The organism is Mycolicibacterium iranicum, from assembly GCF_002101705.1.
In the GTDB taxonomy this organism is placed as follows: Bacteria; Actinomycetota; Actinomycetes; order Mycobacteriales; family Mycobacteriaceae; genus Mycobacterium; species Mycobacterium iranicum.
This window is the reverse complement of record NZ_LQPC01000032.1, coordinates 67486-87655: the sequence shown is the minus strand read 5'-3', so window position 1 is coordinate 87655 and position 20170 is coordinate 67486. Positions and strand designations below refer to the sequence as shown.

Here is a 20170-nt window from a genome sequence, read left to right as displayed (position 1 = left end):
TCAGCGCCCCTGATCCCAGCGATACGGCGCCACCAGGGGGTTCCCGCCAGGCGGCGGGACGTTGTGGTTGCACGGGCTGGGCATCTGCCCGATGGTGCGGCCCCACTGCAATTCCAGCCAGGTCAGATTGCACTCGAACCGGGTCCCGGTGAAGAAGCCCTGATCGATCCGGCTCAAAGTGAGGTCGATGATCAGAGTCAGGTTGGCGTAGTCACCGCGCAACCAGTTGGTCAGCGTCTCCTTCGGGAACGGGAACGTGGGCAGGAAGCTCAGCGACCGCGTGAGAGCGGGCCCGGCGTCGGCCAGCGACTGCAGCACGGGGCCGATGTCCTTGAGCTCCTGGACGAGCGCCTCCCGGGTCTGGTTCACCGAATCGGCAGCCAGCGCACTGAATCTGCCCAGCTGCACCAGAGCCTCGGACAGCTGGTCGCGCTGGTCGCGCAGCACGGCGAGCGCGTCGGGGATGGTCTTCAATGCCCTGTCCACCACGGGCTTCTGTTCGGCGATCTGGCCCACCAGGGCGTTGAGGCTCTCCGACGTGGCGATGATGTCGTTCTTCTGATCGTCGAGGTGTCCGATCGCAATATCGAGCTGCTGGATGAGGCTGCGCAGATCGTTCTCGCGACCGGTGAAGGCGACGCTGAGCGCCTCGGTGATGTCCTGGATATTGCCCAGGCCGCCGCCGTTGAGCAGTAATGCGACCGCGGCCAGTGCCTGCTCGGTGGTGGGGAACGCGCCGGCGTTTTCGAGCGGGATCACCGCACCCTCTCCGAGCCTGCCCTGCGCCGGCTTGTCCGCCGGCGCCGACAACTCGACGTGCTGCGAGCCCAGCAGGCTGGTCTGACCGATCTTGGCGGTCGCGTTGGCGGGCAGATTCACGTTCCCGTTGAGCGTCATGGTGACCAACGCGTGCCAGCCCTGACGCTCGATCTTGCTGACGGTGCCGACGTTGACATCGCCGACCCGCACGCGCGAGTTCTCCTCGACGTTGTCGACGTCGGGCATCTGGGCCTGGATGGTGAAGGAGCCGGGTCCGCCTCCCTGAGTACCCGGAAGCGGAATGGAATTCAGCCCGCGCCAACCACATCCGGATGCGGCCAGCGCGACAGCGATGACTGCCACCATGGTCTTGAGGCTGCGAGCAGCTGTTCTGCTCCGTGCGGGCGGCGTCACGATCCGGCCCCCGGCACCATCATCCCCTGCAAACCGTCGTTCGGGTTCGTCGCGACAGGCGCTTCGGCAGCTCCGGGCGGCGCGTTGAGCAGCAGCGGGCCCTGGCCGGGAGGCAGCGTGGCCGGGTCCGCCGCGGGCGGCGCGGGCAGCGAACCTGCGGCCGCTGGCGGTGGCCCCGCCGGAGCGGGCCCGCTCGGCGGAATGTAGTCGGGCCGGAGCCAATCCTCGCTGTAGGTCAGCTCGTTGGGCCGCGTGGAGGCACCGATGAGCTGGTTGAGACCCAGCGGCGGGAAGTTGTACTGCCGGTTCTTCATGATCGGCGCCAGGTACTGCACGCACAGCTTGGAAGACTCTTCGGCCCCCAGGCGAGACGCGGCCTGCACGGCGCCGCAGAGGAACTGGATCGGGTTGGCGAAGTTGTTCACCGCGAGGATCGCGCTGGCCCCGCCTTGGGCGGGCTGCCAGATGTTGACGTAGTTCTGGAATGTGTTGGGCGCACTGTGCAGGAATTGTTCGACGTCGTCCAGGCTCTCGTTGAGCGCGGTCGTCACACCCGCCAGCTTCTCCGAGGTGGTGCCGAGCGCGTCGCGGTTCTCGGCGACGAAGGCCTGAACCTCGGGCACTACAGCGTTGAGATCCCTTATCGCACTGGCAACTTCGTCCGGGCCGTCGGCGAGAAGCCCCGTGACCGAGGCGAGGTTCTGGTTCAGCTGCCGCATCAGGTCGGTGCTGTCCTGCAGAGCCGACACCAGGATCGCCAGGTTTTTGATCGTCGAGAAGATGTCGGTGCTGCGATCGCCCAGCGCCGAGAAGGCCTGCGACAGTTTGATGACGGTCTCTCGGATGCTGGCGCCCTGACCGCGCAGGTTCTCGGCGGTCGTGTTGATCACCGATCCCAGCGGGCTCACGCCGCCGGGTTCGGTCGGCTGCAATGTCTCGCTGAGCCGTTCGAGCTGCCCCCGCACCTGATCCCATTCGACGGGGACCACGGTGCGCTCCAGCGGGATCACCGTGTTGTCGCCCATCACCGGGCCGCCGCTGTAGACCGGCGTCAGCTGGATGGCACGCGAGGTCACCAGCGCCGGTGACAGGATCGCGGCGTTCGCGTCCGCGGGCACGTCGTAGCGATCGTCGTACCAGAACGAGATCTTGACTCGCTCCGGCTCGGGCTCGATCGCGGTGATCCGGCCGACCGGTACACCGAGGATGCGGACGTCGTCGCCGACGTAGATGCCGTTGCTGTTGTCGAAGTAGCCGACCACATTGATGCGATTCACCTTGTCGGTGGTGCGCACCAGGATTGCCACACCGGCCACCAGGAGTGCGACCAGGACGAGGCCGACCCAGATTCTGGGTTTTCTCATGGCGTGGCCTCCCCGGGAACGGGAACGAGCGGAGGCGCCTCACCTGGCGCCGGGACGAACACCCCGGTGTTCGGGTTGGGTGTCGAGGCCAGTCCAGGCGGCGCCAGCGCGGGCGGCCCGGGCGGCGGCCCGCCGGGTGGCGGTGCGGGCAGGGGCTCGCGATACGGGTAGCAACCTGTCGGTCCGGGCGCAGGCAGACCTCCCGGGCCACCCGGTCCGCAGCCCAGATCACCAGGGTTGCCGGTGATGGCGTCGGGGAGCGTCATCCTCGGTTCGCCGCCCTGGCCGGTGCGCGGGTACGGCACCGGCATGGCCGGCGTGCCGGGCTGGCCGACCTGGGGGTCGAAACGCTGCGACGGCAGCAGCACATTCGGATCGAGGCCCAGATCGGAGAAGGCCACGTCGATGAACGGCTGCAGGAACTGACCGGGCAGAAGGTTGGAAATGTAGTTCTTGAAGAACGGACCCGACGACACCGACTCGCCCAGGGACAACGAGTACTGGTTCAGCAGTTTGAGCGACTCCTGCAACCGTTCCTTGCGGTTGTCGAGGATCGCCAACACGCCGTTGAGCTTGTCCAGCGCGGGCTTCAGTGTCGCGCGGTTCTCACCGATGAAGCCCTGTAGCTGCTGACTGAGAGCGGAGATGCTGCCGGAGATCTGATCCAAAGCCGCACTCTGGCTTTGCAATTCGGCTAGCAGGGCGTTGGTGTTCGACACCAGGCTGACGACCTGCCCACTGCGCTCCGCCAGAACGGTGGTGGCCTTGTTCGCGTTGGCGAGAAGGTTGCGAAGCTCGGCGTCGCGCTCGTTGAGGGTGTCGGAGAACCGCGCCACACCCTCGACCGCGATCTTCAGTTGCGGTGGCGTGTCGGCAAACGTGGCCGAGAGCACGCGCAGGGATTCCGAGAGCTGATCGGTGTTCAGGCCGCTGATCGTGGTCGCCAAATCACCGAGCGCGTCGGGGAGTTGGTAGGGCGACGTCGTCCGATCCAGCGGGATCGTGCCCTCCTGTTGACCTTCGCCACGGGCGACGACCTCGAGGATCTTGGTGCCCAGCAGGCCCTTGGTCTTGATCGCGGCCTCGGTTCGGTCGCCGAGCCGGATGTCCTTGTCGACGGTGAAGGTCACCAGTACCTGGGTGCCGTCGAGCTCGATCGACTCGACCTGACCGACCTTGAACCCCGACACCTGAACGGCGGCATCGGTGTTCAGGCCGCCGGCCTCGGCGAAGTACGCGGTGTATTCGCGGCCTTGGTTGACGAACGGGAGTTTGTCGTAGTTCACGGCGCCGAGCACGATGGCCGCGGTGATCCCGACACCGACCGCGCCGATGACCATTTGGTTGCGTTCACTGAACGGCTTCATCGCGGAGCGCACCTCCCGCTGGTCTGCCCGGCGACCTTGATGTAAACCGGTTGCCCGCCTTTACCGTTGGTCTTGAGCACGAGATCGCACAGGTAGAAACTGAAGAAGTCGCCGTAGATGCCCTGTCGGGCGAGCGCCCGGTAGGCATCCGGGAGGGTGTTGATGACGTTGTCGAAGTACTCGTGATCGGCCACGACGATCCCGGCCGCCCGGTCCGTCTCCTGGACGACCTTCTGCAGCGGCGGGCGGGCCTGCGACAGCAGATCGGTGATGCTGCCCGCCGCGGCGTTGGTGTACGCCAGCCCGTCGCTGATGTCCTGCCCGCGTGACTCGAGGCCTTCGACGAGTTCGGACAGCGAGCTGACCGCCTTGTCGAACTGATCGCTCTGGTCACCCAGCGAGCCGAGGACCGTGTTCAGGTTGATGATGACCTCGCCGATCAACTGGTCACGGTCTGCCAGCGTGCTCGTCAGGGCCGCCGTCTGCGCAAGGAACGAGTTGACGGTGCCGCCCTGGCCCTGCAGCGCGGTGATGAGTTGCCCTGAGAGCGCGTTGATCTGGTCGGGATCGAGCGCCTGGAACAGCGGACGGAAACCTCCGATCAGAGCATCGAGGTCCAGCGCGGGTGAGGTGCGGGCCAGCGGAATGGTGTCGCCCGCGTCGAGCTTGCGCGTCCCGCCCGCACCTTCCTCCAACGCGAGATAGCGGCCACCGATCAGATCGTCGTAGCGGATGACGGCACGGCTTCCCTCGGTGAGAACCACCGAGTCGTCGGCGGAGAACTCCACCAGGGCGGTGGTGTCGGGTTGGATCTCGACGTTCTTGACCTTGCCGACCTCGACACCGGCGATCCGGACGAAATCGTTGGTCTCCAGCCCGGTGACGTTGATGAACTCGGCACGGAAGTTGTTCGACTTCTCACCGAAGCGCATCTGCCCGAACACCGCGAACAAACCGAAGACACCGAGCAGGCACACAGCCAGGAACACCCCGAGTCGCGTGGCGTCGCGCCGGACACTGACTGACATCGGTACCTCTCTGTGTGTTTCGGGGTCGGGTGGATCTAGCGGGGCGGGCCGGGCAGCGCCGGAACCGGGGGTACGACGTTCGGGTACGGAACAGCTGTCGGCTGCAGCTGCGCCGGATTCGGAACGTAGAAGGGCTCGGATCCGGGGCGCGGGCCGGGGTCACGTGGAGCCCCGGGCGGCGGCGCCGGCGGTAGGCCGGGCCACAGCGGGGTGCCGTCGGGCGCGTACAACTGCGCACCGTAGGCGGGGGCGCCCGGATACGGAACCGGTCCGATCGCGGGTCCGCCGAAGTTGTTACGGATGCTCGGCGGCTCGGGCACGGCGCGGGTCACCGGGAAGTAGTTGGCGTAGATCGGGAATGCGATACCCGGATTGGGGCGCCAGTCCAGGCCGGAGCCGAAGCCGGTGTTGGTGACCAGATTGCGCACCGGCCAGTTCTTCGATACGTCCGGCAGCGAGCCACAACCGGGCTTGCCGCCCGGACCGCCCTTGGCGCCGATGATCGGCAGGTGCTGCGGGTACTTGTACGGGTCGTCACCGAACGCCAGCCCGGCATCGAGCACCAGCGAACGGCCGTTGCCGCCGGGACTTTCGTATCCGCCGTTGTCGAGCAGATGCTTGGCCCCCAACAGCAGGCAGGTGTACTCGGGGTTGTACTTCAAGAGCAGCTGTGTCGTCGGCGCGAGCACATTGACGGCCTTGATCAGGTTCGCCTGGCTCGGTGCGAGCAGGTTGATGCCGCTGTTCGACAGCCCGATGGTCGACAGCAGCAGCGCGTCAAGCTCTTTGGACTGGGTGACCACCGTCGTGCTGGTTGTGCTGGCCGCGTCCAACGTGGCGAGGATGTCCTGTGCCGCGGCGCTGAAGGTTTGGTTGAAGTCGTCGAGTGCCCGCAGGTCGGCGGTGATGGTCTCGTTGCGCGGGTTGAGTGCCAGCAGAACCTGATTGGCGTCGGTGGTGGCCTGGCCGATGCGCTCGCCCTGGCCGCGTACACCGTCGGCGAGCGCCGACAGCGTGCTGTTGAGCTTGGCCGCGTCGACCTGGTCGAGCACTTCCACCAGGTTCTGGAAAACGGTGTTGACCTCGGTGGTCACATTGCGCGACACCAGCACCTGGCCGGCTTCGAGTCGCTGACTGCTGGGATCGTCGGGGAAGACGAGATCGACGAACTTGGCACCGAAGATCGTGGTCGCCCGGATCTGGGCTTGCACGTTGGCCGGGATGTACTGCAGCTGATCGGGATCGATCTCCAGTTGCAGCGCGACGGTCGGCTCCTGTTGCCCCGTCACCGCGATGTTCGAGACCCGGCCCACCTGGACGCCACGCAGTTTCACCTTGGCGTTGGTCTCCATCACCAGGCCCGCGCGATCAGAGGTCAACGTCACCGGCACAGTGGATTTGAGGGATCCGGTGAACAGCGCCCAGGTCAGGATGATGGCTCCCGCGAACAGGACCACCAAGATCAACGTCCACCACCCCGGCTTGAGACCCTCGTCGTCCATCGCTCAGCCCGCCAGGTTGAAGTTGCCGGATTGCCCGTACACCGCAAGGGAGATCATCACGAGCACGAATGCAGACAGGATCAGTGACGTGCGCACGGCACGTCCCACAGCCTCGCCGACGCCTGCGGGTCCGCCGCGGGCGTTGAAGCCGTAGTAGGTGTGCACCAGCATGATCACCACGGCGAGCACGATGCACTGGGCGAAAGACCAGATCAGGTCTGTCGGATTGAGAAATGTCCGGAAGTAGTGGTCGTAGACACCGGTCGACTGGCCGTAGATCACCGTGGTGCCGAAGCGGGCCGCCCAGAACGACGCGAGCACGCCGACGCAGTAGAGCGGGATCACCACCAGCAGACCGGCGACGACCCTGGTCGACGCGAGGTAGGCGATGCTGCGGATGCCCATCACCTCGAGTGCGTCGATCTCCTCGTTGATCCGCATTGCCCCCAGTTGTGCAGTCGCGCCGGCACCGATCGTCGCCGCCAGTGCGACGGCTGTCGTGGCCGGTGCGATCAACCGCACGTTGAAGAATGCAGACGCGAAGCCGGTCAACGCTTCCACGCCGATCTCGGAGAAATCGGTGTACCCCTGCACGGCTACCAGGGCACCGGTGGTGACGGTCAGGAAGCCGACGATCGCCACGGTACCGCCGATGACGATCAACGCGCCTGCGCCCAAACCCATCTGCGCGATCTGGCGGACGAGCTCGATGCGGTACCTGGTGATGGCGTAGAGGACGGAACGCAGGGTGCGGCCGTAGAACTTCGTCTGCACGCCGACCTGGTTCCACGGATCCGCGATGGAGCGGTACCGGGCTTTCAGCCAGGGGAACTGGGAATGGGGCCGCGAGACGGTCACATCGTCACCTTGACTGCGACGGCCGTGGCCACGATGTTGATCGCGAACAGCGCCATGAAGGTGAACACGACGGTTTCGTTGACCGCGTTGCCGACACCCGCGGGGCCACCACCCACCGAAATGCCCTTGTAGCAAGCGATCATGCCGGCCGAGAGTCCGAACAGCGCGGCCTTGACGAGCGCGATGATCACGTCAGGCGCACCGATGATCAGGGTGAGACCGGACGCGAACGCACCCGGTGACACGTTCTGGATGTACACGCAGAACAGGTAGGCCCCGGCGAGGCCGACCAGGATCACCGTCGCCGACAATGCCAGCGACACCAGCGTCGCCGCCAGCACCCGTGGAACAACAAGAGCCTGAATGGGATTGACACCCATCACGCGCAGCGCGTCGAGTTCCTCGCGGATCGTCCGCGCGCCCAGGTCGGCGCACATTGCCGTGGCACCGGCTCCGGCGACCACCAGCACCGTCACGATCGGCCCGATCTGGCGGACAGTGCCCAGCGCGGCGCCGGTTCCGGAAAAGTCCGCGGCGCCGAATTCGGTGAGCAGGATGTTGAAGGTGAAGGTCAGCAGCACCGTGTACGGGATCGTGAGCATCAGCGTCGGGATGATCGAGACGCGCGCGACAAACCAGGACTGGCTGATGAATTCGCGCCATGCGAACGGCGGCTTGAACATCACGACGAACGTGTCGAGCGCCATCGAGAAGAAGCCGCCGAAAGCGCGCACAGGTTTGGCGATCACGCCGGAAGCGACCATCTAACGGGCCCCTCCTCTGGTGCACCCCACCGACATAGGTCCCCCCACCAACCGGCCTGGACCCAGTTTGGGTGCCGCTGAGGTTACACAGGTGAGGACGAGGGAGAACCGTATATCAACAAATTCTGGGCGAGCAACACGAAAGGGGCCCGGCGGTTACACACCGGCTGCAGCCACGGCATCCTCCAGCTCGGCAATCACGATTTTGCGCATTCCGAGCATGGCCTTGGTAGCCGCGGCGGCCTTCGCCGGATCCGAGTCGGTGGTGAGTTCGATTAGCCGGTCGGGCACCACCTGCCAGCTCAGACCGTAGCGGTCCTTGAGCCAGCCGCACTGCGACTCTTGGCCGCCGGCGACCAGCCGGTCCCAGTAGTAATCGACCTCGTCCTGGTCACGGCAGGCGATCGTGAACGACACCGCCTCGGTGAACGGGAACGCAGGCCCGCCGTTGATCCCGATGAATCGTTGCCCATCCAAAGTGAACGTCGCCGACACTACTTCGCCGGGTGTGCCGGGACCTGCGTCGGTGTAGCGCTCGATCGACTCGAGCGACGAGTTCGGGAAGATCGCGCTGTAGAACGCGATCGCGTCTTCCAGGTCGTTGTCGAACCACAGCGAGGGCGTGATGGCGGGCATGGGGAATCTCCTGTCGGCGGGAACACTCGATACCGAACAGACTCCGGGCAAGCCCGTGACTCATCGGCGAACGTCACCGCCGCGTGATCGCTCCTACGGCGCGTAACGCGAAGTCGAGGACATTCACCTGGGCCTGCTTGAGGGATTGAGGGTCGTGGGTCGCCTGCCCGCCGAGCACCCGGCTTACGGTGGCATTGATCGCGACCGCGTCGAAGTCGGGGTCGGCGTGCGGGAACGATCCGTCGCGCACGCCCCTACGCAGGATCTCGGCCAGCGATCGCTCGCGGGCCGCGTGCAGGCGCTCTCTCACCTCCCGATAGCCCTTGGCCGTCCGGACCTCTTCGGAGTCGATCACTTTGAGCCGCATCCGCTGGCTGGGGTCACCGACGATGTCGAACATCGTGCCGATCCACGCCGCGAGCTGGTCGACCGGGGAGCCGATGGCGTCGTCGGCGACGCGACTCACCTGGCTCACCACGATGCGGCACTCCTCCTCGAGCAGGGCGAGGTAGAGGTCGTCCTTGGAGACGAAGTGACGGTAGAACGCCCGGCTGGACACCCCGGCGCTGCGCAGAAGCGCCGCCATCGGCACCGGGCCTCCGTCGGAGTCCGACAGGAACCGGTGAGCGGCAGCCATGATGCCTCGGCGCTCGTCGTCGCGGCTGCAGTGGTCTTGCACGGACGTAAATTTTAGGCAAAGTCGAACCGCGACGGACCCAAGATGGGTGCAATTCGCAGGCTCGGTAACGTGATCGACCGGGGAGAGCCGAGAGGACGCCTGTGAGCGCTAACCACAGCGAGCCGACGACCGCCACGTTCCGCGGCGCAGACGATCTCGCACTGGTCGCCGACGAGTGGAACAAACCGGTCCTGTCGGCCGATTTCGACGAGTCTCGCCCGTCGGTTCTGATGCTTCACGGCGGCGGACAGAATCGCTTCTCCTGGAAGAAGACCGGGCAGATCCTGGCCGCGCAGGGCCTGCACGTCGTCGCGCTCGACAGCCGGGGACACGGCCACAGCGACCGTTCCCCCGACGCCCGATACACCGTCGAGGCGCTGTGTGAGGACACCCTGAGCGTGCTCGATCAGATCGGCCGCCCGACCGTCCTGATCGGTGCCAGCATGGGCGGCCTGACAGGGATTCTCGCGGCCAGGCTGGCCGGCCCCGAGGTGGTGACGCGACTGGTACTCGTCGACGTCGTGCCGCGGTACGAGAAAGACGGCAGCGCTCGGATCCGCGAGTTCATGTTCAGCCACGTACACGGATTCGACTCGCTGGAACAAGCGGCCGACGCGGTCGCCGCGTACCTGCCCCACAGATCCAAGCCCCGCAGCCCGGAGGGCCTGAAGAAGAACCTGCGGCACCGGGACGGGCGATGGTACTGGCACTGGGATCCGGCGTTCTTGACCAAACCGAACGAGGATCCGTTCGTCCGCGTCGAACTGCTCGAGCAGGCCGCGATCGAGTTGGCGATACCGATCCTGCTGATCAGGGGCAAACTGTCCGACGTGGTGAGTGAAGAAGCGGTCCAGGACTTCTTGTCCAAAGTGCCGGGCGCCGAGTTCGCCGAACTCTCCGGGGCAGGACACACCGCCGCCGGTGACGACAACGACGCCTTCTCCGAGGTCGTCAGCGAGTTCGTGTTGCGGCGGTAGTGGTGGGCTTCAACTTCCTGGAACAACGCGAGTTACCTGCTCCGCAGGTGAGTGAGGCTGCGGCACAAGAGATCGTGGCGACGCACTACGGCCTGGCCGTGCGGGTCCGGTCGCTGGGCAGTCAACAGGACAAGAACTTCACCGTGCACGAAGACGACGGCACCGTGCGGGGCGTCCTCAAGATCGCCAACCCCGCCTTCACCGGAGAAGAGATCGCCGCCCAGGACGCGGCGGCGCAGCTGATCGCCGACGCCGAGCCCGAGCTCCGCGTCGCGGTAACGCTGCAGAACACCGCCGGCGAAAGGTGCACGGCCCTGACGGGTCTGGTCGAGGGAACCGCCTACGCCCGGCTGCTCAAATATCTGCCCGGTGGAACGCTGCTCGAATCGGCATACCTCACACCGGCCAAGGTCGCCGGCCTGGGCGATGTCGCCGGGCGGGTGAGTCGAGCGCTCAGAGACTTCGCCCATCCCGGGCTGGACCGAATCCTGCAGTGGGATCTGCGATTCGGTATGACCGTGGTCGACGAGCTCGCCACTCACGTCGCCGACGAGGACCTACGGAAACGTCTGCAGAATGCAGCCCGAGAAGCCTGGGCGCGTATCTCGGTGCTCGACCCCGACTTGCCGCGGCAAGCGGCGCACATCGACCTGACCGACGCCAACGTCGTGGTCTCCCCGCGCGGAGAGCCGGACGGGGTCATCGACTTCGGCGATCTGTCGCACACGTGGGCCGTGTCTGAACTCGCGATCTCCGTGTCGTCGGTGTTGGGGCACGCCGGCGCCGATGTGACGTCGATTCTGCCGGCAGTGGCGGCATTCCACGCCGTGCGGCCGTTGTCGCCTGCCGAGGTCGACGCGCTATGGCCGATGGTGGTGTTACGCACCGCGGTGCTGATCGTCAGCAGCGCACAGCAGGCTGTCCTCGATCCCGACAACGACTACGTGACCGAACAGTCCGACGGTGAGATGCGGATGTTCGAGCTCGCCACGTCGGTGCCCGTCGATGTGATGACGGCAGTCATCAGGGCCCACCTCGGGATGGCCGAGCGGCCCCACCCCGTCAAGGTGGCGGCGCAGATGGTCGCCGTCGACAGGGCCGCCGCGGTGACCCTGGACCTGTCCACCACCTCCGATCTGTATGACAGTGCCTTCATCAGTCCCGAAGACGCCGCCGAAACCGCGATTCGACAGGGCGCGCCGCTGGTCGTCACCCGGTACGGCGAGGCGAGGCTGTGCAATGCGGCTCGCTTGAGCCAGGATGCGCCCGACGTCGTCGCCACGGGCCTCGACCTCTGGACCGCCGCCGACACCGACCTCGCCGCTCCGTGGGACGGCGACGTGTCCGACGACGCGTCAGGCCGAATTACGTTGCATGGCGAGCAGTTCGAGCTGATCGTCACGGGCGTCGCCCCTGGCGCACGGGGCGCGCTGAGGGCGGGAGAAGTTCTGGGCCGCTGCGCGGCACACACCCGAGTCGGGTTGACCGTGCAACCGGTGGACGCACCTGGCGCGCCGGCCTTCACCCGCGCCGACCTCGCGCCGGGCTGGCTGGCACACACCCGCGATCCCCGGCCGTTGCTCGGGCTGTCGCCGCTGGCGCAGGGCGCGCATGACGATCTCTTGGCGCGGCGCGAGGCGAGCTTCGCGCCGGTGCAGGAGTTCTACTACCGCATCCCGCCTCAGATCGAGCGCGGCAGAAGGCATTACCTGATGTCGACCGAAGGTCGCAGCTATCTGGACATGGTCAACAACGTCACTGTGCTGGGGCACGCACATCCGCGCATCGCGGCGACGGCGGCCCGGCAGCTACGCAAGCTGAACACGAACTCGCGATTCAACTATGCTGCCGTCGTCGAGTTCAGCGAGCGGCTCGCGGCGCTGCTACCCGACCCGCTGGACACCGTTTTTCTGGTGAATTCGGGATCGGAGGCCAGCGATCTGGCGATCCGGTTGGCGACTGCTGCGACGGGCCGGCGCGACGTGGTTGCCGTCCGCGAGGCTTATCACGGATGGACCTACGGCACCGACGCGGTGTCGACGTCGATCGCCGATAATCCGAATGCGCTTGCCACGCGCCCTGATTGGGTGCACACCGTGGATTCGCCGAACAGCTTTCGCGGCAGGTACCGCGGCGCAGAAGCATCTCGGTACGCAGATGACGCGGCCGCCCACATCGCAGAGTTGATCGCGGAGGGCCGGCCGCCCGCGGCGTTCATCTGCGAAAGCGTCTACGGCAACGCGGGCGGCATGGCGTTGCCCGACGGCTATCTGCAGCAGGTCTACGCCGCGGTGCGCGCCGGGGGCGGGCTGGCGATCTCGGATGAGGTCCAGGTCGGGTATGGCCGTCTCGGCCAATGGTTTTGGGGGTTCGAGCAGCAGGACGCCGTACCCGATATCGTGTCGGTCGCCAAGTCCGTCGGCAACGGGTATCCGGTCGGCGCCGTCATCACCAGCCGTGCGGTGGCCGACGCGTTCTCCAGCCAGGGATACTTTTTCTCGTCGACCGGCGGCAGTCCGCTGTCGTGTGCGATCGGGATGACGGTGCTCGACGTGCTGCGCGACGAAGGTCTTCAGGACAACGCACTTCGCGTCGGCGGGCACCTCAAAACCAGACTGGAAGCGCTGCGCGACAAGCACCCGCTGGTCGGCACCGTGCACGGCTTCGGGCTGTACCTGGGCGTCGAGATGATCCGGGATCCGCAGACCTTGGAGCCGGCACCAGAGGAGACATCGGCCATCTGCGATCGAATGCTGGAGCTCGGGGTCATCATCCAGCCGACCGGCGACCACCAGAACATCCTCAAGACCAAGCCGCCGCTGTGCATCGATGTTGAGGCGGCCGACTTCTACGTCGACACCCTGGACCGGGTGCTGACCGAAGGGTGGTAAGGCCGGCTGGGCGCCGAATCTGAGCTTATGTGCGGCGTTCTACCCGAAATGCGCACATAACCTCAGATTCGACGCTTTCATCGAGGGATGACACGCTCCCCAGATGAAGTGGTGACCGAGTTCTGCGCCAAATGGGCGAATCCGGATCCTACGGAGCTGGCCGCCCACTTCACCGAGGACGGGGTCTACCACAACATTCCGATGGATCCGGTGACCGGGCGAGAGGCGATTGCGGCTTTCATTGCCAAGTTCACGGCCACGGTGGACGGCATCGACTTCCGGGTACACCGCCAGGTCAGCTCTGGCAACCTCGTGTTCAACGAGCGCACCGACGTCATGCGATTCAAGGACGGGAGAGAACTCCCGCTTCCGGTGGCGGGAGTGTTCGACATCGTCGACGGCCAGATCGCCTCGTGGCGCGACTATTTCGACATGGGTACGGTCACCGCGGGGTGGAGCTAGACGAGCAAGGGCACCGAGTCGAGTCGGTCATCGGTCAGAATTTCGAACATGGCTCGTCGGCTCGACAACTCGGTGCGCGCGAAAGCCTTGCCCGCCACCTGCATACGACAGCTCGCGATCGCCGAGTTGTAGCAGTACTTCACGCCGCCGTGCGTGTCGGGGTACGTCAGGCCGATCGCGTCCGCAGGTACGGTGGTGATCTCTCCCTCGATCATCTGCTCCCCCACCCGCGCACCGAATGTCCAGGTGAACGGTACATAGCGGCCGTGGGTCTGCAGGCTGCCTCGGATGGTGCGCACCGCGAACTCCTGCCCCTCGTGGCGGAACACGAACAGCGTCGCGCCGGGCAGTAACACGGGACCGAGGGCGGCGCGCGCGGTGACGATCTCCAGCGTGGAGTCCGGTGCGTTGTCGAAACCGCAGACCTGCCCGTAGGCATAAGCGGGGGTGTGCCGGGTGCCCCAGTTGTGGTTGACACTGCCGAGCCAGCCGTCGACATCGACCGCGTGTCCCGCGATCTCGAGGCGACCGTCGAAGTGTGCCCTGGGGTGTCGCACCGTCGTTTTCGCGGTGGGGAATCTGCGCTCGTAGGCACGGTCGGTGAGCACCCGGACAGGGTCGGCGCCATCCGGCCTGATCGCCAGGTCCCAGCGCGCCTCGGGCAGGGTCCCGGCCGCTGTGGTGTCGTCCAATCGCGTGGCGGCGATGCGGGCGCGCCAGGGACGGTCGCCGAAGTCGGCGTCCTCGACCGCGTAGCGCTGCCTGACGGCGTGGTGGCCGGCCGGGTCGAACACCATCACCCATACGTCGGCGCCCGGTTCGCCCTCGGTGGGCAGCAGCAGCGTCTCCCGCAGCCACAGCGCACGGGCGCCGTCGGGGTCATTGGCCCGGACGAAGCGACTCTCGTAATAGGGGGCCTTCGCGATCGTCACGCTCTCAGCATCCAATACTGGACGGGTGACTCCAACGCTGATCGCGCTGTGCGTCGTCGCAGTGCTGGCCGCGGGACTGGCGATCGCGGTGGCGGTGCAGACCCGGCGACTCAGAACCGCCCAGGAAGAGGCCGCGGAGTTGCGCCGCCGCCTGGACACCCGGCAGATGCTGATGTCCGGCGGAACGAAAGCCGTCAAGACGGTCTGGCAGACCGCCAACGTCCTGCGCAGAGACGGCTTCGGTGCCGCCGTGCGGTCCTCGATCGAAGAACTCGCCGACTGGGCCGAAGTAGAACGACCCGACCTGGCGCGGCTGGCACCCAACGGCCGGGTGGCCATCATGTTCTCCGACATCGAGGAGTCGACGGCGCTCAACGAACGCATCGGGGATCGCGCGTTCGTCCGGATGATCGGCAAGCACGACAAATCGGTGCGCAGGTTCGTCGACAAGCACGACGGCTACGTGGTGAAAAGCCAGGGCGACGGATTCATGGTGGCATTCGCCCACGCGGAGCAGGCCGTGCGTTGCGGCGTCGATATTCAGCGATCACTTCAGAAGCGGCCGAACGGGATTCGTGTCCGGATCGGCATTCATGCCGGTAAGTCCGTGCTGCGCGGCGACGACCTGTTCGGGCGCAACGTCGCGATGGCCGCGCGGGTGGCCGGTCAGGCCGACGGCGGTGAAATCCTGGTCAGCGAGACGGTGTACGACGCCGTCTCAGACTGCGACGACATCACCGTCGCAGATCAGCGCGAGGCACAGCTCAAAGGATTCGCCGGTACCCACACCCTTTACTCAGTGCGCTCGGCCTCGGCCAGCCGCTGATGCAGGCGGGCCCGGATGTCCTCCGGCGTATACGCCCTCCGGCGTCGCTGATCGCGCGCAACCAGTGCCCCACCTGCGACGACACCGGCGACACCCGCCAGCCCAACCCACTTCCAGATCCCACGCATGCCTCTCAGTCTGCATAAGCTGCGGGGGTGGATCCAAGCACGGTGTCTCTGCAGCGCGCGCTGGACGAGACGCGCACAGGCGATATCTGGTTGTTCCGAGGGCATTCCGGACCTGATCGGGCCATCCAGTCGATGACCAACAGCCCGGTCAACCACGTCGGCATGACCGTCGCCATCGACGACATGCCGCCGCTGATCTGGCACGCCGAGCTCGGCGACAAGCTGTTGGATCTGTGGACGGGCACCCACCACCGCGGGGTTCAGCTCAATGACTTGCAGCAGGCCGTCCAACGATGGGTCAACTCGTACGGTCAACGGTGCTGGCTGCGTCAGCTGACACCGCACGCGACCCGTGAGCAGGAAGACCGGATGCTGAAGGTGATTGCGCGTATGGACGGCACGCCGTTCCCGTCGACGGCGCGGTTGACCGGACGCTGGATGCGTGGCCGCATCCCGAATATGGCCGACGTCACGCGAGGAATTCCGTTCGTGCACAGAAAGGTTGCGCAAAGCGTCGAGCGCCGGAAAGCAGCGAAGACGCGCGTCGGGCTCGAAACGGCGTATTGCGCCGAGACGGTCGCCATCACCTACGAGGAGATGGGACTGCTGCAGACCGAGAAGCACTACAACTGGTTCGATCCCGGCAAGTTCTGGAGTGGCGACGCGCTGCCCTTGACCGACGGGTACAGCCTCGGCGACGAACTCTCCGTCGTGCTCTGACGCAGAGTTCCTCGACGAAACGCCGACGAAGTTCACACACTTTTCGCTGGTCAGGTGCTTTGCTGTCGCACAACAGACCCGTTCGGCGCCCTAGGGAGGCAGGCATGTCGACATCGACGAAGCACCACTCCCCCACCGACGACAGGCTTCCCCGCGAGCGGTTCGGCACCCGTGCGGCACTCTCGGTCGTTGTCGCGTCGATCGCGACCTTCGGCGTCCTCTATCTCGTGTTCACCTCAGGCGACGAGGTACAGCACGTGCAATCCATTCCTGCGCAACCGGATACGGCTTCGCAAAGGGTTGCCGCCCCGGTCCTGCCCTCCCCCGAATTCGCGCCACCCGCACCCGCACCTGTGCCGCCCGCTCCCACTCTCGCACCCGCACCCGCACCCGCGGCGCAGCCGCCCACTCTGGCGATGGATGCGCAGGGCTATGTCGATTCCGCGCGATGCGATTCGCGTCAGCGAGCCGTCGCGATCGCCCGAACCGAGCACGCGACGATGGTTGTGTGCGAAACGCCCGACGGCACGTTCGAGTACCAGGGAATTCGCCTGCGTGATGGTGCATCCCTGGAGCTCGACGACGTCCGGCCGATGGCGGCCGGATTCGAGGCACGCAATGACGGAACCACGTACCGGCTCTCCCCGACCGAGCTCGTCGTCCTTTCCGGTGAGTCCCTGCAGAGTCGCGACGCCGTCCTGGACTACCGGGCGGGCTCGTAGTCCTTCCGTCTGCGCGCGACGCTGAAGCGGTAAGTGATCGCCTCCTACCTCGCCGCGAGGTGCGCGGCGAGGTTGGCCAGAGACGACGTCATCCCCGCGATGTGATCGGCAGCCGAGATGCCGTCGGGGACGTCGTCGGCGCGGATGTCGACCCGGGTGCCGTCGTCGACTGCCGTGACCGTCCAGATCATCGTCATCGTTCCCGCAAAGGACGCGTCGTCGGACGTGAAGTCAGTCGTCTGCACGACGTGCGAGTCGGGCACGATCTCGACGAAGCGGCCTTCGATGACGTCGGAGTCCGCCGAAGACTTGCCGCCGCCAGCCGGTGGATCAAGGTAGGTCAACGTCATCCGATAGGAACCGCCCGGCCGGGCGTCGAAGTGGTCAAAACGTCCGATCATCCCGTCTGGCGGCAACCAGCGGACGAGAGCGGTCGGATCCACGAGCGCGGCGAAGACACGTTCACGAGGGGCGTCGATCACCCGCGATGCGGTGTCGGTCCGGCCCATACCTAGCAAGGTACTCAAACGCCTCGCGGCCGGGCGTCCAGCTCCGCGAAGCGCCGTCGCCGAAGTCGGACAGCATCGCGATCACCGGGCCGCAAAGCTCCTCGGCGGTCGGGCGCATGATCAACGCCATCTCACCGAATTCGACCTGAAATCCGTCATCTTCGGCTTCCTCGGTGCCGGTCACATGATGTCCGATCAGAGCACGGATCGCATCGGCATAACCCTGCTGTCCGTTCACTACACGCCCGGTCGGCGTCTCCACGACCGGCATCACCTCGAAGGTGAGAACGGGATTGTCGCCCAGCGACAGCGAGGTGAAAGTGAACTGCACGTATCCACCGGCGAGGTGAATCGACTGCAAGTGGTATCCGACCAGGCGGGAAAGCAACGCGTTGTATCCGTAGGTCATGACGGCTCAGGTGGGGATTTCGCCACCTGAGTTCGATGATGTCGGTGGTACCGGAAATTCCGCCGTCGCGTCTGTCACTGACAACCTCTCTCCTCGGTGATGCGGTAGTCGCGTCGCGGCCCGCGAATACAGCTGTATTAGAAAAGCAGGCTAGCTTTTCATTCTTCGTTTGCCAATTTGAGCGACGACGAGCCGGATAGCGCGTCTTGCGCCGGGGCGAGCGAACCAGCGTGGTATCCGCAGAACGAAATTTACGGGCGCGCATATGTTCTCGATTCCGTTTGCACAGCGCGATACGACCGTGCGGCCGTCGTGAGGCGGATCGACAACTGTTTGCACCTGCCAATTATTTGCTCATCGGCGGCACGCTCGACCGACATGGGCGCAATGGACGATGAGGCGTGGCCTCACCGTGACCGCGCTGCGACCGCATTGGTGAAGGCTCGAACCATGACAGCACTCGGGGTGATTGCCGCATTGGCGACCGCGTTGTGCGTCGGTTACGTCCTCGGGTACCGCCGCGGCTCACGTACGCCGACATGGCGGCAACGCACCGGCAGGGTGGCGTTGGGTCGCCAGGCGGTCAGCCTGGTCACACTGGTGGCGGTGAGCCACTTCCAGCGCTCCGCGCGACGGAGGCTCCGGTTCATCGGGCGCTGACCTCGGGTACGTTGCGTCAATGCCGCTGCGCTATGTCGATCCGCTCCGCCCTCGCGGGTCGAAGTATGAACAGGGAGTCCATTTCGGTCGTTCCAAGGTCGGCCAGTTCCTCGCCCGCCATGTCGCCCGTCGCACGGACCCGCTCCTGTTCCGCCTCACAAAGGGGCGGGTCAATATGGGGCCGATCATCAACGCACCGTTACGAACGGTCGGCGCCAAGTCCGGGAAGCCGCGCGAAGTTCAGCTGACCTATTTTCACGACGGTTCCGACGTGATCCTGGTGGCCTCCAACTTCGGGCAGAGCAAGCATCCGCAGTGGTACTACAACTTGAAGACCAACCCGGACTGCACGTTCGGTCAGGAACCGTTCACCGCCGTCCAGGTGACCGACGCCGACGAGTACGAGCGCCTGTACGAACTCGCCAAGCGCGTGTACGCGGGATACGGCGATTACCGCGAGAAGACGCAAGACAGCGGCCGCCAGATTCCGATCTTCAGGCTGAAGCCGCGCTGACCAGCGCTGCTCGGGCAATATTCCGGCGACCGACGCACGAGAGTGGGCCTCGGGCACGGAAACCGTGCCGAATGCGTACACAACCCCCACGTTGGGAATGCTGAGGGATTCGAAAGACCAAGCGGGCCAGCCTCTCTGCTTCAGACTATGGCAGACCCGGGGTCTTGCGGCAAGACCCCGGGTCTGCTGCAGAATCGTCCGGCCATGCCATCCGACGGACGGAGAACCGTATGCCACAGAGCCCGAAACCCTTTGAGCCGCACGAGTCGGGCGCATATCTGCACGGCACGAAGGCCGACCTTGCGGTAGGTGATCTGCTGGTCCCCGGGCGTCCGATGAACCACGACCCCGGCCGCCAAGCCAACCACGTCTATGTCACTCAGACATTGGACGCCGCGGTCTGGGGAGCCGAATTGGCCGTCGGCGAGGGCAGGGGTCGCATCTATGTCGTGGAACCGACAGGTGAGGTGGAAGACGACCCGAATGTGACGGACAAGAAGTTCCCCGGCAATCCGACCCGCTCATACCGCACGACGGAGCCCGTGCGGATCGTCGGTGAGGTCACCGACTGGGTGGGTCACGCACCCGAGCAGCTGCAGGCGATGCAGGATGGGCTGGCCGACCTGGCGCGGCGCGGACTGGATGTCGTCTACGACTGAACGCCCGCGCCGCAGGCGTCGAGCTACTCGATCGCGGCGCGCACGATCTCGGCGACTCGCTTCTCGGTGACGTCGTCCAAGCCGTCGAAGTACCAGGCCGCCGGGATCAGCAGCCCGTCCTTGCCGCCGGCGGGCGTGAGGGTGGCCTTTTCGCTGACGCCGAGACTCATCACGTCGTCGTTCCGGCAGAAGACAAGGACGGGACTGCTCGCCGACTTGGCGTAGCCCGGCATGCCGTACCAGATTCGCGGCTTGAGTTCGGGCGCCGCCGAAAGGATCACCTCGTGCAGTCGCTGCATGACACCTCGCCTCGGCTCATCCATCGAGGCGATCTTGTCGAGGACCTGCTGCAGGTTTTTGTCGTCTTTGGTCGTCATTCCATGTCCCTTC

23 protein-coding genes are annotated in these 20170 nt (G+C 65.8%); 9 read left to right on the top strand and 14 right to left on the bottom strand.

The window, feature by feature from the left end; genetic code table 11:
• The 9 genes from AWC12_RS17540 to AWC12_RS17500 form a co-directional block, all read right to left on the bottom strand.
• On the bottom strand, positions 1 to 1125 hold the full coding sequence (locus AWC12_RS17540) for an MCE family protein (RefSeq protein WP_085175860.1): 1125 nt from the start codon (positions 1123 to 1125) through the stop codon (positions 1 to 3).
• Between the two features lie 44 nt (positions 1126 to 1169).
• Positions 1170 to 2537 (bottom strand): MCE family protein, encoded by a 1368-nt coding sequence (locus AWC12_RS17535; RefSeq protein WP_024447539.1) that lies wholly within the window; start codon positions 2535 to 2537, stop codon positions 1170 to 1172.
• The gene (locus tag AWC12_RS17530) at positions 2534 to 3904 is read right to left on the bottom strand and encodes an MCE family protein (RefSeq protein WP_085175932.1); all 1371 of its coding nucleotides are present in this window, start codon (positions 3902 to 3904) and stop codon (positions 2534 to 2536) included. The genes AWC12_RS17535 and AWC12_RS17530 overlap by 4 nt, the downstream gene beginning before the upstream one ends.
• Positions 3901 to 4932: a virulence factor Mce family protein gene (locus tag AWC12_RS17525; protein ID WP_024447541.1), complete on the bottom strand. Its 1032-nt coding sequence runs from the start codon at positions 4930 to 4932 to the stop codon at positions 3901 to 3903. The genes AWC12_RS17530 and AWC12_RS17525 overlap by 4 nt, the downstream gene beginning before the upstream one ends.
• Before the next feature lie 35 nt (positions 4933 to 4967).
• Positions 4968 to 6434: an MCE family protein gene (locus tag AWC12_RS17520; RefSeq protein WP_085175858.1), complete on the bottom strand. Its 1467-nt coding sequence runs from the start codon at positions 6432 to 6434 to the stop codon at positions 4968 to 4970.
• Between the two features lie 3 nt (positions 6435 to 6437).
• Positions 6438 to 7292 (bottom strand): ABC transporter permease, encoded by an 855-nt coding sequence (locus tag AWC12_RS17515; RefSeq protein WP_024447543.1) that lies wholly within the window; start codon positions 7290 to 7292, stop codon positions 6438 to 6440.
• A complete protein-coding gene (locus tag AWC12_RS17510) occupies positions 7289 to 8056 on the bottom strand; it encodes an MlaE family ABC transporter permease (RefSeq protein ID WP_085175856.1) in 768 nt (255 codons plus the stop codon). Before AWC12_RS17510 ends, AWC12_RS17515 begins: the two co-directional genes overlap by 4 nt.
• A gap of 156 nt (positions 8057 to 8212) precedes the next feature.
• Positions 8213 to 8692, bottom strand: a complete 480-nt coding sequence (locus tag AWC12_RS17505; RefSeq protein ID WP_085175854.1) for a VOC family protein — start codon at positions 8690 to 8692, stop codon at positions 8213 to 8215.
• Positions 8693 to 8765: 73 nt separating this feature from the next.
• Positions 8766 to 9371 (bottom strand): TetR/AcrR family transcriptional regulator, encoded by a 606-nt coding sequence (locus AWC12_RS17500; RefSeq protein WP_420087724.1) that lies wholly within the window; start codon positions 9369 to 9371, stop codon positions 8766 to 8768.
• Between the two features lie 101 nt (positions 9372 to 9472).
• Here AWC12_RS17500 and AWC12_RS17495 point away from each other — a divergent pair, with 101 nt between their 5' ends.
• From AWC12_RS17495 to AWC12_RS17485, 3 genes are all read left to right on the top strand, one after another.
• A complete protein-coding gene (locus tag AWC12_RS17495; RefSeq protein ID WP_024444441.1) occupies positions 9473 to 10348 on the top strand; it encodes an alpha/beta fold hydrolase in 876 nt (291 codons plus the stop codon).
• A complete protein-coding gene (locus AWC12_RS17490) occupies positions 10348 to 13239 on the top strand; it encodes an aminotransferase (RefSeq protein ID WP_085175852.1) in 2892 nt (963 codons plus the stop codon). Before AWC12_RS17495 ends, AWC12_RS17490 begins: the two co-directional genes overlap by 1 nt.
• An 87-nt stretch (positions 13240 to 13326) precedes the next feature.
• Positions 13327 to 13701, top strand: a complete 375-nt coding sequence (locus AWC12_RS17485) for a limonene-1,2-epoxide hydrolase family protein (protein ID WP_085175850.1) — start codon at positions 13327 to 13329, stop codon at positions 13699 to 13701.
• Here AWC12_RS17485 and AWC12_RS17480 read toward each other — a convergent pair.
• A complete protein-coding gene (locus AWC12_RS17480) occupies positions 13698 to 14633 on the bottom strand; it encodes a hypothetical protein (protein ID WP_085175848.1) in 936 nt (311 codons plus the stop codon). The genes AWC12_RS17485 and AWC12_RS17480 overlap by 4 nt on opposite strands.
• A gap of 25 nt (positions 14634 to 14658) precedes the next feature.
• Between AWC12_RS17480 and AWC12_RS17475 the strand changes: the two genes are divergently transcribed.
• Complete coding sequence (locus tag AWC12_RS17475; RefSeq protein ID WP_024444445.1) at positions 14659 to 15459, top strand: adenylate/guanylate cyclase domain-containing protein; 801 nt, start codon at positions 14659 to 14661, stop codon at positions 15457 to 15459.
• Here the strand turns inward: AWC12_RS17475 and AWC12_RS30610 are convergent.
• A complete protein-coding gene (locus AWC12_RS30610; RefSeq protein ID WP_110808672.1) occupies positions 15426 to 15587 on the bottom strand; it encodes a hypothetical protein in 162 nt (53 codons plus the stop codon). The genes AWC12_RS17475 and AWC12_RS30610 overlap by 34 nt on opposite strands.
• A gap of 42 nt (positions 15588 to 15629) precedes the next feature.
• On the opposite strand from AWC12_RS30610, the gene AWC12_RS17470 reads away from it, so the two are divergent.
• On the top strand, positions 15630 to 16307 hold the full coding sequence (locus AWC12_RS17470) for a guanylate cyclase (RefSeq protein ID WP_024444446.1): 678 nt from the start codon (positions 15630 to 15632) through the stop codon (positions 16305 to 16307).
• Between the two features lie 104 nt (positions 16308 to 16411).
• A complete protein-coding gene (locus tag AWC12_RS17465; RefSeq protein ID WP_085175846.1) occupies positions 16412 to 17029 on the top strand; it encodes a hypothetical protein in 618 nt (205 codons plus the stop codon).
• A 44-nt stretch (positions 17030 to 17073) separates the two neighbouring features.
• On the opposite strand, the gene AWC12_RS17460 is transcribed toward AWC12_RS17465, so the two are convergent.
• Together AWC12_RS17460 and AWC12_RS17455 are read right to left on the bottom strand one after the other, a co-directional pair.
• Positions 17074 to 17538 (bottom strand): SRPBCC family protein, encoded by a 465-nt coding sequence (locus AWC12_RS17460; RefSeq protein ID WP_085175844.1) that lies wholly within the window; start codon positions 17536 to 17538, stop codon positions 17074 to 17076.
• Positions 17492 to 17947: a hypothetical protein gene (locus AWC12_RS17455; protein WP_024444449.1), complete on the bottom strand. Its 456-nt coding sequence runs from the start codon at positions 17945 to 17947 to the stop codon at positions 17492 to 17494. The genes AWC12_RS17460 and AWC12_RS17455 overlap by 47 nt, the downstream gene beginning before the upstream one ends.
• A 450-nt stretch (positions 17948 to 18397) precedes the next feature.
• Between AWC12_RS17455 and AWC12_RS17450 the strand changes: the two genes are divergently transcribed.
• From AWC12_RS17450 to arr, 3 genes are all read left to right on the top strand, one after another.
• Positions 18398 to 18607 (top strand): hypothetical protein, encoded by a 210-nt coding sequence (locus AWC12_RS17450; RefSeq protein ID WP_024444450.1) that lies wholly within the window; start codon positions 18398 to 18400, stop codon positions 18605 to 18607.
• Between the two features lie 19 nt (positions 18608 to 18626).
• Complete coding sequence (locus AWC12_RS17445; RefSeq protein ID WP_085175842.1) at positions 18627 to 19121, top strand: nitroreductase family deazaflavin-dependent oxidoreductase; 495 nt, start codon at positions 18627 to 18629, stop codon at positions 19119 to 19121.
• A gap of 230 nt (positions 19122 to 19351) precedes the next feature.
• Positions 19352 to 19780, top strand: coding sequence for an NAD(+)--rifampin ADP-ribosyltransferase (arr, locus tag AWC12_RS17440; protein ID WP_085175840.1), 429 nt, complete (start codon positions 19352 to 19354; stop codon positions 19778 to 19780).
• 23 nt (positions 19781 to 19803) lie between these two features.
• On the opposite strand, the gene AWC12_RS17435 is transcribed toward arr, so the two are convergent.
• The gene (locus tag AWC12_RS17435) at positions 19804 to 20157 is read right to left on the bottom strand and encodes a DUF1801 domain-containing protein (protein WP_024444453.1); all 354 of its coding nucleotides are present in this window, start codon (positions 20155 to 20157) and stop codon (positions 19804 to 19806) included.
• Positions 20158 to 20170 lie beyond the last annotated feature (13 nt).

Bases quoted from the DNA above. Each gene is read 5' to 3' on its own strand.
- AWC12_RS17540 (WP_085175860.1), bottom strand. From the start codon at position 1,125: ATGGTGGCAGTCATCGCTGTCGCGCTGGCCGCATCCGGATGTGGTTGG.
- AWC12_RS17535 (WP_024447539.1), bottom strand. From the start codon at position 2,537: ATGAGAAAACCCAGAATCTGGGTCGGCCTCGTCCTGGTCGCACTCCTG.
- AWC12_RS17530 (WP_085175932.1), bottom strand. From the start codon at position 3,904: ATGAAGCCGTTCAGTGAACGCAACCAAATGGTCATCGGCGCGGTCGGT.
- AWC12_RS17525 (WP_024447541.1), bottom strand. From the start codon at position 4,932: ATGTCAGTCAGTGTCCGGCGCGACGCCACGCGACTCGGGGTGTTCCTG.
- AWC12_RS17520 (WP_085175858.1), bottom strand. From the start codon at position 6,434: ATGGACGACGAGGGTCTCAAGCCGGGGTGGTGGACGTTGATCTTGGTG.
- AWC12_RS17510 (WP_085175856.1), bottom strand. From the start codon at position 8,056: ATGGTCGCTTCCGGCGTGATCGCCAAACCTGTGCGCGCTTTCGGCGGC.
- AWC12_RS17505 (WP_085175854.1), bottom strand. From the start codon at position 8,692: ATGCCCGCCATCACGCCCTCGCTGTGGTTCGACAACGACCTGGAAGAC.
- AWC12_RS17485 (WP_085175850.1), top strand. From the start codon at position 13,327: ATGACACGCTCCCCAGATGAAGTGGTGACCGAGTTCTGCGCCAAATGG.
- AWC12_RS30610 (WP_110808672.1), bottom strand. From the start codon at position 15,587: ATGCGTGGGATCTGGAAGTGGGTTGGGCTGGCGGGTGTCGCCGGTGTC.
- AWC12_RS17465 (WP_085175846.1), top strand. From the start codon at position 16,412: ATGTCGACATCGACGAAGCACCACTCCCCCACCGACGACAGGCTTCCC.
- AWC12_RS17460 (WP_085175844.1), bottom strand. From the start codon at position 17,538: ATGGGCCGGACCGACACCGCATCGCGGGTGATCGACGCCCCTCGTGAA.
- AWC12_RS17455 (WP_024444449.1), bottom strand. From the start codon at position 17,947: ATGACCTACGGATACAACGCGTTGCTTTCCCGCCTGGTCGGATACCAC.
- AWC12_RS17450 (WP_024444450.1), top strand. From the start codon at position 18,398: ATGACAGCACTCGGGGTGATTGCCGCATTGGCGACCGCGTTGTGCGTC.
- AWC12_RS17445 (WP_085175842.1), top strand. From the start codon at position 18,627: ATGCCGCTGCGCTATGTCGATCCGCTCCGCCCTCGCGGGTCGAAGTAT.
- arr (WP_085175840.1), top strand. From the start codon at position 19,352: ATGCCACAGAGCCCGAAACCCTTTGAGCCGCACGAGTCGGGCGCATAT.
- AWC12_RS17435 (WP_024444453.1), bottom strand. From the start codon at position 20,157: ATGACGACCAAAGACGACAAAAACCTGCAGCAGGTCCTCGACAAGATC.